The organism is Vibrio makurazakiensis (assembly GCF_050337375.1).
GTDB classification, from domain to species: domain Bacteria; phylum Pseudomonadota; class Gammaproteobacteria; order Enterobacterales; family Vibrionaceae; genus Vibrio; species Vibrio makurazakiensis.
Genome location: NZ_JAKJSW010000370.1, coordinates 1 through 2,453 on the forward strand (window position 1 = coordinate 1; position 2,453 = coordinate 2,453).

Below are 2,453 nucleotides of genomic sequence, written 5' to 3' on the forward strand. Positions count from 1 at the left end.
ATATATACCAGTTTTCGATCCAGACAATGAAGTTGGACGCACTGCTTATGGTAAGCAGCTGCTCGCGATCTTAGAGGCTTCTCGGCACAATCCCCTACAGGCTCAAAATGCTTTGTCATTGCTGTTTGAAAAACAACCTTTAGCTGAACGTCCCATTTATACTGCTTACCGGTTGATGATTTTAGCAAACCTGGCCCAACACCAGCAGGATARCGAAAGAGTCATTGAGTACTCTGAACAACTAAAAGCACTAGCAAATGAAGAGCATTTGTTGTGGTTGAAAGCGGAATCAATCGTTGAGTTGGCTATCCAATATGCGAAAGCAGGGGAATTAGGCGCGGCTGAACGCGAAGTGGAAAAAGCACTGAACATCGCTGAGCCGATTCGTTACGAAAGACTATTAGTTAAAGCGTATAACACGGCGGGTGTTATTTTTAATATTCGTGGGGACTTAGTTTCAGCTCAATCCTATTTTCATAAAGGTCTTGAACTAGGGAAACAGTACTCCCTGCATATTTACAACAGCAAGTTAACGTCGAATATGGCTTTAATGTATATCTATCTGGAAGAGTGGGAAAAGGCGTTAACCTTAATAGAAGAAGGGAAACGTCTATATCATGAAAGCGGTCTTCTTGATAATACTTCGCTCGGGCTACTATTTAGTAACGAAGCATTTGTGCACTTTAGGCGAGGTGACGCAGAGCGAACAAGAGCCGCTTATGAACAGGCCACTTCAATTGCAAAGCAAGGGGTTTCAAAGCGTTTCGAAGTGGTATTAATGAAAAGCGAAACTGAACTCTTGCTACTAGAAGGCAATCCAGAGCGGAGTTATCAGGTTTCAAATGAATGTCTGGCTCTGCCTTTTATCAATGATTATTTGCTTGAACAGGGGCATTGTTATAAAAATCGTGCTCTATCTACTTGGGCAATGCATTCTGACGATGAGGCTGCTTCTGATAAAACTATCCTCGCTGATTTATATATGGCACTGGAATTATATGAGCAAGTAGGCAGTCGAAATTGGATAATTGCAGGGTATAGAAGCCTAGCCAATTACTTTGAAGCAATTGGCGATACCGAGAACGCACTCAAGTATTTTAAGCTTTACTATACAGGCAACAAGTCACTGCTGTTTGATAGGCGACAAAGTGAAGTTTATGTATTAGAAGAAAGCTTTAACACAAGAATGATCCAGCAAGATAATGAGTTATTAAGTACTGAAAAGGAGCTTGCTGGCCTCAAACTAGAAGAACAAAAGCTACGTACGCGAATAGTTGCCGCACTAGTGTTCGCGGTGGTGTTGGGTTTTGGCTTTGTTGTACGACGCAGTTATCTAGTTCAGGTCGAAAACGAACAACTGGTTGAACAAACCACAACATGTTCTTTAACGGGCTTATATAATCGTCGTTACTTAGAAGAGTACTTAAAAGAAGTAGAGAACTTTTCTGATACGCCTTTTGGGTCGACGATTGCTATTTTAGACCTTGATCACTTCAAGTCGGTTAACGACACTTTTGGACATGATGTTGGTGACGAAGTTCTGGTAGAAGTGAGTAAACGAATGAAGGTAAGCATTGGTGATGAAGGGATCATAGGGCGTTGGGGTGGTGAAGAGTTCGTTTGTATATTACGTGGAACAAAGTGCCCAGAAACCAAATTGAATACCATTCGTCAATCAATTAGCAAGTCTCCAATGTATTCAAGAGCAGGGAAGTTGAGTATAAGTACATCGATAGGTGCAGTTGGTGGGTTGACTAAGAGTAATGTGGTCAAATCTCCCCAAGGTTATTTAAAATATGCTGATATAGCGTTGTATGAGGCTAAGCAGAAAGGAAGAGATTGTGTCGTGTTGAAAGCTAGCTAAATGATCGCCCAAGCATTTATAAGAACATCACTTTCCTTATCGGCAGCGTTAGGTTCTTAAAAATAAAAAGAGCAATCCTATGATTGCTCTTTTTATTTTTAAACGGATGTTACCGAGTAAAATCGGTGGTTTGTTCCTTTCGGCTAAGATAGCTTTTTGGTCATACTAATCAGTGTTACGCCGACCAACCATTCAATAGAGCGACCCGCATCTTCACCAAGTTTATGRGATATAACATCAGATATCGCTGTGATTAAGCGATGGGAAAATGCTTTGTCTTCATCACTGACAATAGAGTGATGGAATGCGAGTCGAAATACTGACATGAACTTATCGTTATTCAGCGCTTTGTGCCAGCTGTCCTCGAACACTTTAAGTGAAGAATCGCAATTTAGCTGATCGATAATGATCTTTATGAATCGCCCTTCAAGAGCTTTAGTGAAGTCTGTTTTTTTAGGGAAGTGGTGACTGATACCTGTGCGTGAAATGCCCGTTTCTTTGCTCAAAGTAGTATATGACATCTTGTCATAGCCCAACGCCAATAATTGATACGTTGCGGTATCAAGTATTTTATTTATTGTTGTTAGAG

At 40.8% G+C, this 2,453-nt stretch carries 2 protein-coding genes; one reads left to right on the forward strand and one right to left on the reverse strand.

Annotated features, from left to right (window positions below):
* Positions 1–1,864: GGDEF domain-containing protein (locus L4C33_RS21455; RefSeq protein ID WP_428814420.1), on the forward strand; the 1,864-nt coding region annotated here is incomplete at its 5' end.
* A gap of 143 nt (positions 1,865–2,007) precedes the next feature.
* On the opposite strand, the gene L4C33_RS21460 is transcribed toward L4C33_RS21455, so the two are convergent.
* Entirely contained in the window at positions 2,008–2,442 is a 435-nt protein-coding gene (locus L4C33_RS21460) for a TetR family transcriptional regulator (RefSeq protein ID WP_428814421.1), read from the reverse strand.
* Positions 2,443–2,453 lie beyond the last annotated feature (11 nt).